Annotated in this window: 13 protein-coding genes; 3 read left to right on the top strand and 10 right to left on the bottom strand. The window is 52.7% G+C overall.

Going from position 1 to position 13,990, the window contains the following annotated elements; translation table 11 throughout:
• Position 1: 1 nt before the first annotated feature.
• Positions 2 to 241, bottom strand: a complete 240-nt coding sequence (locus K6K13_RS08055; protein WP_222160324.1) for a YecH family metal-binding protein — start codon at positions 239 to 241, stop codon at positions 2 to 4.
• A 227-nt stretch (positions 242 to 468) separates the two neighbouring features.
• Here K6K13_RS08055 and rsuA point away from each other — a divergent pair, with 227 nt between their 5' ends.
• From rsuA to K6K13_RS08070, 3 genes are all read left to right on the top strand, one after another.
• Positions 469 to 1,170 (top strand): 16S rRNA pseudouridine(516) synthase RsuA, encoded by a 702-nt coding sequence (rsuA, locus tag K6K13_RS08060; RefSeq protein ID WP_222160331.1) that lies wholly within the window; start codon positions 469 to 471, stop codon positions 1,168 to 1,170.
• 225 nt (positions 1,171 to 1,395) lie between these two features.
• Complete coding sequence (locus K6K13_RS08065; RefSeq protein WP_222161011.1) at positions 1,396 to 2,523, top strand: Bcr/CflA family multidrug efflux MFS transporter; 1,128 nt, start codon at positions 1,396 to 1,398, stop codon at positions 2,521 to 2,523.
• A 458-nt stretch (positions 2,524 to 2,981) separates the two neighbouring features.
• On the top strand, positions 2,982 to 3,341 hold the full coding sequence (locus K6K13_RS08070) for a YejG family protein (protein ID WP_195312834.1): 360 nt from the start codon (positions 2,982 to 2,984) through the stop codon (positions 3,339 to 3,341).
• 36 nt (positions 3,342 to 3,377) lie between these two features.
• Here the strand turns inward: K6K13_RS08070 and yejF are convergent, their stop codons facing one another.
• From yejF to mtr, 9 genes are all read right to left on the bottom strand, one after another.
• Entirely contained in the window at positions 3,378 to 4,973 is a 1,596-nt protein-coding gene (gene yejF / locus K6K13_RS08075) for a microcin C ABC transporter ATP-binding protein YejF (protein ID WP_222160334.1), read from the bottom strand.
• A 1-nt stretch (position 4,974) separates the two neighbouring features.
• Positions 4,975 to 6,000 (bottom strand): ABC transporter permease, encoded by a 1,026-nt coding sequence (locus K6K13_RS08080; protein ID WP_222160335.1) that lies wholly within the window; start codon positions 5,998 to 6,000, stop codon positions 4,975 to 4,977.
• Complete coding sequence (locus tag K6K13_RS08085) at positions 5,997 to 7,091, bottom strand: microcin C ABC transporter permease YejB (protein WP_222160336.1); 1,095 nt, start codon at positions 7,089 to 7,091, stop codon at positions 5,997 to 5,999. The genes K6K13_RS08080 and K6K13_RS08085 overlap by 4 nt, the downstream gene beginning before the upstream one ends.
• Positions 7,092 to 7,100: 9 nt before the next feature.
• On the bottom strand, positions 7,101 to 8,909 hold the full coding sequence (locus K6K13_RS08090; protein WP_222160337.1) for an extracellular solute-binding protein: 1,809 nt from the start codon (positions 8,907 to 8,909) through the stop codon (positions 7,101 to 7,103).
• 301 nt (positions 8,910 to 9,210) lie between these two features.
• Complete coding sequence (mepS, locus tag K6K13_RS08095) at positions 9,211 to 9,786, bottom strand: bifunctional murein DD-endopeptidase/murein LD-carboxypeptidase (protein ID WP_222160338.1); 576 nt, start codon at positions 9,784 to 9,786, stop codon at positions 9,211 to 9,213.
• Between the two features lie 342 nt (positions 9,787 to 10,128).
• Positions 10,129 to 10,899: a phosphatase PAP2 family protein gene (locus K6K13_RS08100; protein WP_222160339.1), complete on the bottom strand. Its 771-nt coding sequence runs from the start codon at positions 10,897 to 10,899 to the stop codon at positions 10,129 to 10,131.
• Positions 10,900 to 10,932: 33 nt separating this feature from the next.
• Positions 10,933 to 11,925 carry a CobW family GTP-binding protein gene (locus K6K13_RS08105; protein WP_286206785.1) on the bottom strand — a complete coding sequence of 331 codons (993 nt, stop codon included), beginning with the start codon at positions 11,923 to 11,925 and terminating at the stop codon, positions 10,933 to 10,935.
• 72 nt (positions 11,926 to 11,997) lie between these two features.
• A complete protein-coding gene (gene yeiP / locus K6K13_RS08110; RefSeq protein WP_222160340.1) occupies positions 11,998 to 12,570 on the bottom strand; it encodes an elongation factor P-like protein YeiP in 573 nt (190 codons plus the stop codon).
• A 131-nt stretch (positions 12,571 to 12,701) separates the two neighbouring features.
• A complete protein-coding gene (mtr, locus tag K6K13_RS08115; RefSeq protein ID WP_222160341.1) occupies positions 12,702 to 13,952 on the bottom strand; it encodes a tryptophan permease in 1,251 nt (416 codons plus the stop codon).
• Positions 13,953 to 13,990 lie beyond the last annotated feature (38 nt).

A 13,990-nucleotide genomic window follows, 5' to 3' on the forward strand; every position in this document is an offset into this window, starting at 1 on the left:
CTTAGTGTTGGCAGATCTTGCTGGCTGCTGTGTTAAACCCGGCATCCTGCGGGATAAACTTGCCTTTGTTTGCCAGAAAATCCACCAACATGGCCGCGCTCATGTCGGCAGCGGAGCAGGTGTGAAAGCGCGCGTCGCTCCCGAAACGCGCCTCAATGGCGGCAATCAGCCCTTCCGTGGTGTAGGATTCAGCAGAATCCAACATCATATGCAGTACTTCATGGCCGTGAATAGATGACATCGTGTGCTCCTGTAATAACCTTGAAAATAAAAGATGTATTTATTCTATATTTTTATGCGCCGAGGGCGAACCCTCGTCTGTGGTTAATGAAACGCAATCGCACATTTTGTGCGTATCCATTACCGCCTCGGGGGGAAAACGTCGGACATTCTAGGAGCAATCGCTATCACTCGCTATACTACGGCATGATTTTCCTTCCTTAACCCAGACAGGCACTTGATTTTCTCATGCGATTGGACAAATTTTTATCCCAGCAACTCGGGATCAGCCGCGCATTGGTGGCGCGGGAACTGCGTGCGCAGCGCGTTACGGTAGACGGTGAAGTGGTTAAAAGCGGCGCATTCAAGTTGGTACCTGACCATCAGGTGGCATTCGATGGCAATGCGCTGGTGCAGCAGAATGGTCCACGTTACTTTATGCTTAACAAACCGCAGGGGTACGTGTGTTCAACGGAAGATCCGGATCACCCGACCATCCTCTATTTTATCGATGAACCGGTTGCGCACAAACTGCATGCCGCTGGTCGACTGGATATTGACACTACCGGGCTGGTATTGCTGACCGACGATGGGCAATGGTCGCACCGCATCACGTCGCCCAAGCACCACTGTGAAAAAACCTACCTGGTGACGTTGGAGCAGCCGCTGGCGGAGGATACCGCACACCTGTTTGAGCAGGGGGTGCAATTACACGGCGAAAAATCGCTGACCAAACCCGCACAACTGGAAAAACTGGACGATCACCAAGTCCGGTTAACCATTGGGGAAGGGCGCTACCACCAGGTTAAACGCATGTTTGCCGCCGTGGGCAACCGCGTGGTTGAGTTACACCGCGAGCGTATTGGTGGCATTGCGCTGGATGATGCGCTTGAGCCGGGCGAGTATCGCACACTGACGGAAGAGGAAGTGGCCAGCGTTATGCCGCGTTGAGCCGACGTGCGCCATGCTCACTCAGTATGTGTCATGCGCTTGTCATCCCTCTGAGGTAAACACGATGTGCCGACAAACCGGCCATCATGCTGTGTAAACCGTCACCGTGGTGGAGGCCTGCCGCTGCGGTGAATTTTTTTATTTTGCGGGCAAAACGCTGGGAGACATGCAGTGGGGAAAGCGCCATCACATCGTGGCTTGATTTTTATTCTTGGCTTGTTGTCGATGCTGACACCGTTTGCCATCGATATGTACCTGCCGGCGCTGCCGGTGATTGCCAAAGCGTTCGGCGTAGAGCCGGGCCAGGTGCAGATGACGTTAAGCGCCTACATTATGGGGTTTGCTATCGGTCAGTTATTCTACGACCCGATGGCGGACAGCCTGGGACGTAAACCCGTGATACTCGGGGGGACGCTGGTCTTTATGTTGGCTGGCGTGGCCTGCGCGCTGGCGCAGACCATTGAGCAGCTTACCGTGCTGCGCATGCTGCACGGCTTGTCAGCGGCGGCGTCTGCGGTGGTGATTAATGCGCTGATGCGTGACACCTTCGCCAAAGATGAATTTTCGCGCATGATGTCATTTGTGATGCTGGTCATGACGGTCGCACCGCTGTTGGCGCCGATGTTGGGCGGTGTATTGCTGCTGTGGTTTAGCTGGCATGCAATTTTCTGGACGTTGGCCGGGTTGTCATTGATTGCCTCGGTGCTGGTGATGCGTTTTGTTAAAGAGTCGTTGCCGGTAGAGAAACGCCAGCCGTTTCATTTTCGTACCACCGCCGGGAATTTCGCCTCGCTGTTTCGCCACAAAAAAGTCTTTAGCTACATGGTAGCAAGCGGATTTTCGTTTTCTGGCATGTTCTCTTTTTTAAACGCCGGCCCTTTTGTCTATATCGACCTCTACGGTGTGTCTCCGCAGCATTTCGGCTATTACTTTGCCCTGAACGTGGTCTTCCTGTTCCTGACCACCTACACCAATAGCCGTGTGGTGCGCCGCTTAGGGGCGAACCAGATGTTTCGCATCGGGTTACTGATACAGTTCGCTGTCGGTATCGCGCTGGTGGCTATCTACGCGTTGAATCTGGGCTTTTTGCCGTTGGTGTTGGGGGTCGCTATCTATGTCGGTTGCATCGCGATGGTGATGTCAAATGCCATGGCCGTGATACTGGATGACTTTCCGCATATGGCGGGCACCGCATCCTCGCTGGCTGGCACGCTCCGTTTTGGTATGGGTGCATTGGTCGGAAGCCTGCTGTCGCTGGTGAGTTTTACCAGCGCCTGGCCGATGATCGCCTCCATGTCACTTTGCTCCGTGGCCGCCTTTCTACTTTATGGTTACGCCGCCCGCGCACGCTGATTCGACCTCGCTTTTCCGTTTGCCGCAGTGATGCGGTGAACGGAAGCCTCTGTTTGCTGACCCTCAGGTCGGACGCCATTATTTTGATCTTCTCTTTTTCATCACGGTCAAGTGTTATCGATATCACATTGTCTTTTTTTGGAATGTTGTTCTATAAATGTAAAATGTATGATTTAAAAGTGAACAATGTAAATAAAAGGGGTTGAGATATTGCAGGGAAAGCGTTAAATATAGGGCAACCTATAAAAATCTTAAAATGTGATCAACGTGGCATTAATCAGTATTGCAATCATTTCCATTCGCTAAGAAGGGTGACTTATGACTATTGCAACGCGGATTCTTGTAGAAATGCTCATTCAGCAGTGCCGTCTTATCAGGGCACTGAGAGTAAACGTTCTTTCTTTGACGCCAATGTCATTGCGTTTGTTGACCATCATCATACCTGAGGGAAAGTAACAGTGGACACTCTCCAACTTTCGGTAGTGCATCGTTTGCCGCAAAGTTATCGTTGGCTATCGGGTTTTGCCGGTATCAAGGTGGAACCGATTCCGCTGAGCGGTATTCCCCTGCGGGGACGAGATGAGGACAACAACCTGATTGGCTTTAAATTATTAAGCCATGACGGCGAAATGGCCTGGGTTATTTTACGTCAGTTGAACCAGTCGCTGGCTGAAATTCAGATTGATTGTGCGGTGTTGGAATGGGAAGGGGAACCGTGTCTGTTTTTGCACCGAGATGATGAAAGCACGGCATTGTGTCGTCTCAAAAATGTGGGCGTTGCTATCGCAGAGCCCCTGAGCGCGCTCTATCCGTTTTAAACGCCATGCCCTACCATGACATGGCGTGTTGTGCCGTTACAGGGTAGCCATGCGCAGCAGTTCCTGTGTATAGGCGCTCTGTGGCGCTGAAAAAACCTGTTCACAATGCCCCTGTTCTACCACTTCGCCTTGACGCAGCACGATAACCTGATGGCACAACGCGCGCACCACCTGTAAGTCATGGCTAATGAACAGGTAGGCTAGATGGCGTTTTTGCTGCAACGTTTTCAGTAATGTCAGGATCTGCGCCTGCACGGTTCTGTCCAGTGACGAAGTGGGTTCGTCAAGGATCAGCAGTGCGGGTTCGAGTATCAGCGCTCTGGCGATAGCAATGCGCTGCCGCTGGCCGCCGGAGAATTCCGACGGATAGCGGTGACGAAATTCGGGGTTAAGCCCAACTTCGCGCATCACCTCGATAACCCGCTGTTCTCGATCGGAGGCACTCATCTTCTGGTGCACTTCCAGCCCTTCTTCGATAATTTGCAGCGCGGTGCGCCGTGGATTCAATGACGAATTGGGATCCTGGAACACCACCTGGATCTGGCTACGCAGCGGTAACATTTGGCGGCGATTAAATTGATGCAGCGGGTGTTCATCAAACACTATGTTACCGCGTGAGGCGATGAGTCGTAACAATGCCAGTCCGGTGGTACTTTTCCCTGAACCGGATTCGCCCACCAGTCCCAGGCTTTCGCCACGGCGTAAGGTGAAATTCAAGCCATTGACCACGTTTTTTTCTGCTACGGTGCGGCGCAACAGCCCACGTTTGATGGGAAATGAAATCGAGAGCTTTTCTACGCGTAGCAGCGTCGGCGTATCGTCCGGCAGAGGCAGGGCGGAACCGGAGGGTTCGGCATCCAACAGTTGCCGGGTGTAGCTGTGCTGCGGTGCGGCAAACAGATCGAGGCAACGGTTTTGTTCTACGCAGCGTCCACCCTGCATCACAGCCACCTTGTCAGCCAGTTGCTTGACGATATTCAGGTTATGCGTGATAAACAGCAGGCTCATGCCCAACTCCTGTTTAAGTTCACGTAACAAGGTCAGAATTTGTGCCTGCACGGTGACATCCAGCGCGGTGGTTGGCTCATCGGCAATCAGTAAATCTGGCTGCATCAGCAGAGCCATCGCGATCATCACCCGCTGGCGTTCACCACCCGACAGTTGATGAGGAAAGTCTTTCAGGCGCGTTTGCGCCTGCCGTATGCCAACGCGATCCAAACAGCTAAGGACTTCACCGCGCGCAACGTCCCGGGTCATTGCGCGGTGCAATGTCAACACTTCTATCAATTGCTTTTCAATACTGTGCAGCGGGTTCAGTGACACCATCGGTTCCTGAAAGATCATCGCTATACGGTTGCCGCGCAGTTCGCGTAAGCGTGTTTCTGGCGCATGCAGCAGCGATTCGCCGTCAAACAGGATATCGCCTTGAGGATAGATAACCGGCGGAGAAGGCAGCAGGCGCAGTACCGACAGCGCCGTGACGCTCTTGCCCGAGCCGGATTCACCCACCAGCGCCAGCGTTTCACCGCGCTCAACGTTGAGGGATACCGAATCCACAACCTGATGCACCTGCTCGCCCTGGCGAAACGCGATACTGAGATCCTGAATCTGTAACAGCGGAGTTGGGTTCATATCAATGTGCCTTGCTGGGATCAAAAGCGTCGCGCACCGCTTCGCCAATAAAAATCAGTAACGACAACAGGGTTGCCAACACCAGAAATACGGTAATGCCGAGCCAGGGAGCCTGAAGATTGTTCTTGCCCTCCAGCAACAGTGCGCCCAGTGACGGCGAACCGACCGGAAGCCCAAAACCCAGAAAATCGAGCGATGTCAGGGTCGTGATTGAGCTGCACAAAATAAACGGCAGAAAGGTTAACGTCGCGACCATGGCGTTAGGCAGCATACTGCGCATCATGATCACCCGATCGCTTACCCCCATGGCCTGCGCCGCACGGATGTAGTCGAAATTACGGGTCCGCAGAAATTCGGCGCGTACTACGTTCACCAGACTCATCCAGCCAAACAGAATAGTGATACCCAGTAGCCACCAGAAATCAGGTTGGATAACGCTGGACAGCAAGATAATCAGGAACAGGGTCGGCATGCCCGACCAGACTTCGATAAAGCGCTGCCCCCACAAATCGAGCTTGCCACCGTAGTAACCCTGCGTTGCGCCGACCACAATGCCAATCAGGCTGGAGAACAGGGTTAGTGAAAGCCCAAACAGCAGGGAAATGCGAAAGCCGTATAGCACTTGCGCTACCACATCTTTCCCCTGACTGTCAGTGCCGAGCCAATTCTGTCCAGAGGGCGGGGAGGGGAATGACTGGGTGGTGGCATAGTTAATGGTATCGTAGCGATAACGGATCGGCGGCCAGATACTCCAGCCGTGTTGCGTGATACGTGCTGCCACATAGGGATCGCGAAAATCCGTGATGGTGGCAAACTGGCCGCCGAAGGTGGTTTCAGGGTAATTCACCAGCAACGGCGCATAAAAACGGTTGTCATAGCGCACCAGCAGCGGTTTGTCATTGGCCAGCAGTTCGGCGAACAGGCTGAGGGTAAACAACACCAGAAAGATCCACAGTGACCAGTAGCCACGACGATTGGCGCGGAAACGGGCCCAGCGCGCCAGATTTATTGGGCTGATTCGGCTCATTGGCGCCCCTCAAAATCAATACGCGGATCGACCAGCGTATAGGTCATATCGCTGACAATATTCAGCAGCAGACCAATCAACGTGAAGATATAGAGCGTACCGAACATCACCGGGTAGTCGCGTTGCAGTGTGGCATCATAGCCCAACAGACCCAGCCCGTTGAGTGAGAACATCACCTCAATCAGCAGTGAACCGGTGAAAAACATGCTGATAAAGGTCGCCGGGAACCCGGCAATCACCAGCAGCATGGCGTTGCGGAAGACATGGCGGTACAGAATACTGTTTTCATCCAGGCCTTTGGCACGCGCGGTGACAACGTATTGTTTACGAATCTCGTCCAAAAACGAGTTTTTGGTCAGCATGGTTAGCGTTGCAAAGCCGCCAATCACCGTTGCCAGTACAGGCAGCGTGATGTGCCACAGGTAATCGGTGATTTTGCTGTACCAGGGCAGGGTGTCGAAGTTACTCGATACCAGCCCGCGCAGTGGGAACCAATCAAGATAGCTGCCGCCGGCAAACAGCACAATCAGCAGGATGGCAAACAAGAATGCCGGGATAGCGTAGCCGACAATAATCAGGGTGCTGCTCCAGGTATCAAACGGTGTGCCGCTTCTTACAGCCTTTTTGATGCCAAGTGGGATTGAGACCAGATAAATGATCAGCGTACTCCATAATCCCAGCGTGATAGAAACGGGCATACTCTGCTTGATAAGCTCCATCACCGAGGAGCCGCGAAACAAGCTATCGCCAAAATCTAATCGGGCATAGTTCCACAGCAGCGTGAAATAGCGCTCGTGAATCGGCTTATCAAACCCGTAGCGTTTGGTGATTTCCGCAATCAACTCTGGGTCCAGCCCGCGAGCGCCACGGTAGGCATTTTCCACGGTCAGTGTACCCCCGCCGCTGCGCGCCATCGCGCCATCCATACCGCCACCGGCACCAAACCCGCTGCCCTGACCCATTTCGATGGCGGCAATGGCCTGATCAACCGGCCCACCTGGGGCTATCTGCACAATAAAAAAGTTAATGGTAATAATGGCCCACAGCGTGGGGATCACCAGCAAAAGTCGGCGTAGTAAATAGGTTCCCACCATGGCTCCTTAACGGCGTTCGGGCGGCAATGATTGCGCCCGCTGTGCATCGTACCACCAGCTATCCAGCCCTAACGTATAAGTCGGACGGGTTTCTGGCATGGCGAATTTGTCCCAGTAAGCGTAGCGATCGTGATTGGAGTACCACATGGGGATCATAAATTGATTCCAGGTCACCACCCGATCCAGCGCGTGGCCTAATATCAGCAATTCTGCCTTATTGCCCTGATGTGCATCGATTTGTTCTATAAGTGCATCGATGGCCGGATCGCTCACACCCGCCGTGTTATAGGTTGAATCGAGGTATTTCGTATGCCAGCCAAATTTCAGGTTGCCATCCGGGTAAATTCTTGCCGGGTAAAGGCGGGCGAGCATATCAAAATCGCGGGCGCGCAGACGATTGGTAAACTGCCCGCTGTCAATCAGGCGCAGCTTCATGTCGATGCCCAATCGTTTGAGATTTTGCTGGAACGGCAGTACGTACTGCACGTTGGCAGCGCTGGGAAGCAATAACTCGAAACTAAAAGGCTCCCCGGTTTTGCGGTTGACCAACGTCTGGTTTTTTAATTCCCAGCCTGCGTCCTCAAGCAGTTGCAAGGCTTGTTGCCAATGGGCGCGATCGTAGCCGCTGCCATCACTTTCTGGCGGTTGAAAGCTGGGGCCAAACACCTCGGGCGGTATTTTGTCTCTGAGCGGCTCCAGCCATTTCAATTCCTCTGGGCTGGGAGTTCCTTGCGCGGCATATTCTGTGTTTTGGAACAGGCTGTTGACGCGCTGATAGGCGTTGTAATAGAACGCTTTGTTCATCCAGTTAAAATCAAAATTAAGCCCAATGGCTTGTCGGATGCGGCGATCCTGAAACAGTGGACGCTCAATATTGAACACCAGCCAGCGGGTATCCTGTGCCGCCTGATTCGTCCGATCGCGCTTGATGATATAACCCCGCGCGAAGTTACCGCCCTGATACTGTGTTGCCCAATGCTTGGGTGACCCTTCAACACGTAGATCGAAAGTGCCCGCCTTAAACGCTTCCAGCGCGACACTGTCATCCAGGTAGTAGTCGTAACGGATTTGGTCGAAATTATTCAAACCGCGGTTCACCGGCAGATCGGCACCCCAGTAATCTTGTACCCGTTTATAGGTAACGTACTGGCCGGTGCGGTAGGACGTGATGCGGTAGGGGCCACTGGCCGGTGGGGGATAGGCCAGCGGATCGGCAAGACTGTGATTTTTCCAGAAACTCTCAGGCATAACGGGCAATGTCAGCAATCCCAGCAGCCGTTCTTTATCTGGCTCAGGCATTTCCAGTCGCACGGTGCGCGGGCCAATAGCGGTTACCGTGACACCCTTGTACACCACCCGGAATTGCGGAACCCCTTGCGTCATAAACATCGTGAAGGTGAAGGCTACGTCAGACGCTAAAATCGGTGAGCCGTCGTGAAACGTGGCTTTTGGATTCAGTTCCACTTCCATCCAACGGAAATCGTCAGCATGACGTGCATACAGTGCAATCAGCGGATAAAAGCTGCCCGGTTCATCATCGGATGAGGTAAACAGCGTATCGTACAGGCGTTCGGTGCGCTCAGCTGCCACGCCGCGTAACGCGAAACGGTTGAAGTTATCATAGGTTCCCAGCGCGCTGAGCGTAATGCTCCCCCCTTTGGGCGCGTCAGGGTTGACGTAACCAAAATGCGTGAATCCCTCGGGGTATTTAGGCTCTCCCAACAAGGCGAACGAGGTGTTCTGCTGGACGGTATCGGCAAAGGCTCCCCAACAAAGAGAACCGAGCAAAGCCAGAGTGGCCACACGTTTTAGCATTGCGCTGTGTTTCTCCTGCAAATCAGTGCAATTATCTTGCATCAGACCAAAGTTGCGGTGATTTTCATTTGAATATAGGTCAAACCGATGTTGCCGCCTATGGGCAATAGGCAAGCTCGTACCTTTTTACCATGAAAGTTACGAGTAACCTACTTTATATCAGAGGGTTGAGCAGGTTTTCATCAAGCGGGGAGGTTGGTGGATGCAAGGTGAATAGCAAAAAAAACGCCGCGGATTAAGCGGCGCTCTGTTTTCGTTTCGTTTTGCACATCAAGGGAAATGTGACTAACTGGTTAGGCTATTAACTGGTCGCACTTTTGCTAATGACGCGACGGCCTTCTTGATAACGTTTGTTCCAGTACACTTCATCCATGCTGGAAATCATCACACCCGCACGGGTGGAGGCATGAACAAACTGGTTATTACCGATATAGATGCCAACGTGACGACCGGTAGAACCCGCAAGGAACAGTACCAAATCGCCGGTGCGAAGTTTGCTACGTTGCACCTGGGTGCCTGTTTCCTGCTGTTCATAAGTCGAACGCGGTAGATCCATGCCAAACTGTTCACGGAAGGTACGCTGTACAAAGGCAGAACAATCAATGCCTTTACGGCTGTCACCGCCTAAACGGTAACGCACACCTTTCCAACTGGCATATTGATCCATCAGTTTGGATTTGACGTCAAGGTTACGCACCATGGCTTCAAATTCGTCCTGAGAGGCCTGCAATAAAAGACTGTCTTTATCATTTATTGCAGAACGATCAGTTTGTGCTTGATGAGATCCTGTATTTGTACAAGCAGATAGCGCAAGTGCCATCGCCAAAGCGGGAATTGTCCGCCAGATATATCTCAGGCTCGGTTGAGATTTGACCATTATCGTTATGTTCCCTTGATTTCCTTAACGACCACCATCGTCATGTATGCAACTACGCCATATATAAACGCCGAAACGAAACGAGAGTCAGACTAAAACAGAGTTTCACCTGGACCAACCACTTGAGGATGAAACTGTGTGGAATCGCACATAATTTCTTCCATTGCGAGGGTAACTGCGTTCGGTAAAACTCAAACTTTACAGAGACTACCCTAACGCTCCGGCGATTGCGAGCCTTTTTATGGAAATTCTTTATAAGAATTAATGATGTAATAATTCGTAAAATTGCGGATAGGATTTATCCTAAAAGCGCGGGTAACCCTAACGCAGACAGATGACATTCTAATGACAGGCCGGCATCCAGGCGCTTGGGGCCAGAATGCCGGTGCAGGTTGGTGGCGTTGCGCCAAAGAGAGGGGCGTCTAGCGCCGGTAATGAACGATGCAAAAAATTAATCATTGCGTCGCTGGCCGGTGAGATCAGCCACCAGCTTAGTGCCACCAAAACCACAGACAGGGAACCCACCGCAATGTCGCTAAACCAGTGGGCACCGATCATTACGCGCGGTGTGGCAAAAACCACCACGATGGCCAATGAGATCAACAATGAGCGGCGCGGAAAATAGCGCAGCATAAAAGCGGCGTAAATCATCAGCATCATGCCGTGATCGCCAGGGAAGCTGTCACGGGAGGCATCTTTGGTCGGCCAGCCGGTCAGTTCCGCTACTCGATTGATATTACTGAAATAATAGGTCGGGCTGGCGTGTTGTACTGGCAGCAAGTGGCCTAACTGATTCAACACTATGGCGGTAATCAGCATGACCACGCCCATAATCAGTAAGCGCTGGCGTTCAGTGCTATCCCCGCGCCGATAATGGTAAAGATAAAGCAATCCCATCGCCAGCAGGGCACAGGCATCGAAAGCGCGGTTGTTGGTGATGGCAACCGTATAGAGCAGCAACGGACTGGTTGCCAGATGCTGGTTAAAGTAAAAGAAGATGGCGCTGTCGAGGGTAAACCAGAATCCGTGATGAGCAGGAAGATACCAGGAAAAGAACAGCACCACGCCTGCGGCGTTGAGCAGCAGAATGGCAAAAAACTGACGTTGTGACATGCAAGAAACTCAAAATATTAAGAAAAAAACGCTTTAATCGTATTCCTGAAAGCTTAAACGGGAGTTCAACAGCTGGCTTTGGAACTGATTCCACGGTGCCGATGCGGTGTGAATTAACTCAATCCGGCTGTCGAGTGGGGGAAGCGGTTTGGTTTCAATATGCAGGTCCAATCCCTGCCGATTAATAATCAATGTCCCTTCGGGAATACGCATCACGCCTTTAATACGGTCGACCGGCGTCAACCGAACCCAATCTAACAGTGCTGTGGTGGAAAACTGCGTTTCTGGTGAAAAAATCCAGCCACAGGCAAAGTAACCTTGTCCTTCATTGAGCGCGCGGCGCCAGGCTTCGCCACCGGGCAGACGCAATGCGGCCAATCCGCGCTCTGAAGCATGGGCATGATGATGTGCACCATCAGGAAGTTCGCGCGTGTTGCGGCGAGGTTCATCAAGCAGTGACACATCGATTTCGCCCTGGGCGGCGCTCACGATAGGGCGATCGCCCGCTTCAGTCTGTTGCCAACGCTGTAGCGCGGCGATGTCGTCCACGCGGTAGGTATCCTGCTTGTTGGCAATGATAATGTCCGCAGCGGCTAACTGATCGCGGAAGTTTTCGTTTTCACTGTAACGCGTGTCCTGTAACTGCCGCGCATCCAGCAGGCAAAGAGATGCCTGCAAACTGAGCCAGGGTTGATAGCTTTCCGCGGTGAGCAACGAAAGAATCTGCTTCGGGTGTCCCAAGCCGGTCGGTTCGATCAGTAAACGGTGCGGCTTCTTTTGTTGCAACAGCATATTCAGGCCAATCTGCATCGGCAGACCGTTCACGCAGCACATGCAACCGCCGGGGATTTCTTTCAATACCGCGCCGCTGTCAGACAACAACGCGCCGTCGATGCCTATTTCACCAAATTCATTGACCAGTACTGCCCACACTTCATCATCGGGTTTTTGTTTCAGCAGATGACGAATGGTGGTGGTTTTGCCGCTGCCAAGAAAGCCAGTGATCAGGTTTACTTTGGTCAACACATCAGACTCCGGAAATACGTATGCATGGGAAAGGCGAGAGGCGCGCCAGTCAATGACCGGCGCGAGAGAGACTTAGTCAGCGCGGCCCATATAGCGACGCTCAGCGATATGAATACGAATGTTTTCACCCGCGCTCAGGTATTCTGGCACCTGAACCACCAGACCGGTGCTCATCGTCGCCGGTTTGTTGCGGGCGCTGGCGGAAGCTCCTTTGATGCCTGGTGCGGTCTCGACAATTTCCAAATCCACCGTTTGCGGCAGTTCCAGCGCCAGGATTTGTCCATCCCAGGTCAGCAACTGAATGCCTGGCATCCCGCCTTCCGGTATAAACAGCAGTTCGTCTTCAATTTGCTCTTTTTTGAAGATATACGGCGTGTAATCTTCATCATCCATAAAGACGTACTCATCACCGTCCACATAGGAGAAGGTGACAAAACGGCGTGTCAGGGTGATGGTATCGAGAATGTCGTCACCCTTGAAACGTTCTTCAACCTTCAGGCCGGTACGCACATCGGAGAAACGCATTTTGTACAACGTGCTGGCGCCGCGAGCGCTGGGGCTCTGGATATCGACATCCTTTACCAACAGCAGTTTGCCACCGTAATTGATCACCATGCCACGTTTGATTTCGTTCGCTCTTGCCATGAAAAAACCCTGTAATAAAGAAAAAGACATTTTTGTGGCGACACGTTACTCGCGCCGCTGAATTCAGGCAAGCGGCATTTTATCATCCGCTCGTGCATTCATCGCTGTCGTTCTATTTTATAGCAGGTCGGTCAGGCGTACACCGGCAGAACACCCAATAGCGTGAGCAGGTGCGCCACGATGTTGATGGCACCAAACGCCAGAACGATAACCACCAGCCACATTCCACCCGGTGCGCGATAGGTCGTGCTATCAGACGCAAAGCGCTTTCGGGCGGCCACCACCATACAGGCGGGAATGATCACCGCCCACAGCGTCGCCGCCAGTCCCGCAAAGCCGATGGCATGCAGAAAGCCATCCGGATAGAGCAAGGCGGCAAGCGTTGGCGGAATGAAGGTCATGCTGGCGGCCTGTGTGCGGCCTCGCGGCGTGTCTGCCAGTGAAAAAGAGTCGTGAATATAATCAAACAATCCCAAGGATACGCCGAGGAACGAACTGGCCAGCGCCATATAAGAAAAGGCGTTTAGCAAGGGGATCAGATAAGCACTTTGCGCAGCGCTACCCATGTGCTGAAGCAAATTGCCGATGTTGCCGCCTTCGGCGACCACGGCTTTAAACCCTTCACGCGGAATGTTGCCTTGAATCACATACTGCCACAGCAAATAGATCGCCAGCGACAGTAACGTGCCATACAACAAGCTGCGCGCCACCGTGCGGCCCTCTTTATGATAGTACTTCACCAAACCAGGCACATTGCCATGGTAGCCAAAAGAGGCCAACAGGTAGGGCAAGGCGGCCAGCGCATAGGGAAAGTAGGGGGCATCCGGGGGCGCACTCATCAGCAGACGAGGATGGTTGACCTGAGTGAGCAGATCGCTCACTGACAGCACAAAAGTAATTACCATGCCGCCAATCAGAAGGGTGCTCAGTCGATCCACGGCGCGCGTGGAGAGCCAGACAATAAAGGCGACCAGCAGGGAGAACATTCCCCCTGATATGGCGTGCCCGATGGGAAAAATATCTGCCAACGTGTGCGTGATGATGGAACCACCGGCAGATATATAGGCATAGGTCAGAATATAAAGTACAAAGGTCACTGACAGGCCGTTCAGGGTATTCCACTGTTTTCCGAGCAGATCTTTCACCATAGTGTGGAAGCTGGCACCAGCGGGGTAGTGCAGGTTGGTTTCCAGAATCATCAACCCGGAGGCAAACATGCAAAACCAGGTGGCAACCAGCAACAACACGGAGCCACTAAACCAGACACCGGCGGTAACGATGGGGATGGAAAACATGCCTGCACCTACTGCAGTGCCTGCAATGATCATAGCACCGCCAAAGGCAGAGCGAGAACGGGAAAGCGGGAAAACGTCGGCTGACATTGCAGCTCCAAGGTAGATGTATTGTACTAGTTTAATGA

Source organism: Symbiopectobacterium purcellii, assembly GCF_019797845.1.
In the GTDB taxonomy this organism is placed as follows: Bacteria; Pseudomonadota; Gammaproteobacteria; order Enterobacterales; family Enterobacteriaceae; genus Symbiopectobacterium; species Symbiopectobacterium purcellii.

Bases quoted from the DNA above. Each gene is read 5' to 3' on its own strand.
- K6K13_RS08055 (WP_222160324.1), bottom strand. From the start codon at position 241: ATGTCATCTATTCACGGCCATGAAGTACTGCATATGATGTTGGATTCT.
- rsuA (WP_222160331.1), top strand. From the start codon at position 469: ATGCGATTGGACAAATTTTTATCCCAGCAACTCGGGATCAGCCGCGCA.
- K6K13_RS08065 (WP_222161011.1), top strand. From the start codon at position 1,396: ATGCTGACACCGTTTGCCATCGATATGTACCTGCCGGCGCTGCCGGTG.
- yejF (WP_222160334.1), bottom strand. From the start codon at position 4,973: ATGAACCCAACTCCGCTGTTACAGATTCAGGATCTCAGTATCGCGTTT.
- K6K13_RS08080 (WP_222160335.1), bottom strand. From the start codon at position 6,000: ATGAGCCGAATCAGCCCAATAAATCTGGCGCGCTGGGCCCGTTTCCGC.
- K6K13_RS08090 (WP_222160337.1), bottom strand. From the start codon at position 8,909: ATGCTAAAACGTGTGGCCACTCTGGCTTTGCTCGGTTCTCTTTGTTGG.
- mepS (WP_222160338.1), bottom strand. From the start codon at position 9,786: ATGGTCAAATCTCAACCGAGCCTGAGATATATCTGGCGGACAATTCCC.
- K6K13_RS08100 (WP_222160339.1), bottom strand. From the start codon at position 10,899: ATGTCACAACGTCAGTTTTTTGCCATTCTGCTGCTCAACGCCGCAGGC.
- yeiP (WP_222160340.1), bottom strand. From the start codon at position 12,570: ATGGCAAGAGCGAACGAAATCAAACGTGGCATGGTGATCAATTACGGT.
- mtr (WP_222160341.1), bottom strand. From the start codon at position 13,952: ATGTCAGCCGACGTTTTCCCGCTTTCCCGTTCTCGCTCTGCCTTTGGC.